1 protein-coding gene is annotated in these 253 nt (G+C 51.4%); it reads right to left on the bottom strand.

The genetic code is table 11. From position 1 onward, the window contains the following. The coding region (locus AAEY75_RS16245; RefSeq protein ID WP_352260182.1) for an FGGY-family carbohydrate kinase at positions 1-235 on the bottom strand (235 nt) is incomplete at its 3' end. Between the last annotated feature and the right edge of the window lie 18 nt (positions 236-253).

Below are 253 nucleotides of genomic sequence, written 5' to 3'. Positions count from 1 at the left end.
AGCCAACAGACTGCAGCGCCGCTGCTACTATAGTGCTAATGCCCGAATCACGGGTTAAACCTAAAATAGCACCACGGGCATTGGCATCCCAGTATGGGGCGCCTAAACCGGTAAACGAAGGCACTAAAAATACGCCGTGATCCAGTGGCACGTCTTTGACCATAGCCTCGCTGTCGCCGGCATGTTCAAGTAGCTTTAAGCCCTCAACAATCCATTGCATAGTGGCACCCGCCATAAAAATACTGCCCTCTAT

Source organism: Psychrobacter sp. TB55-MNA-CIBAN-0194, assembly GCF_040309505.1.
In the GTDB taxonomy this organism is placed as follows: Bacteria; Pseudomonadota; Gammaproteobacteria; order Pseudomonadales; family Moraxellaceae; genus Psychrobacter; species Psychrobacter fozii.
This window is presented reverse-complemented; position numbering and strand designations above follow the sequence as displayed.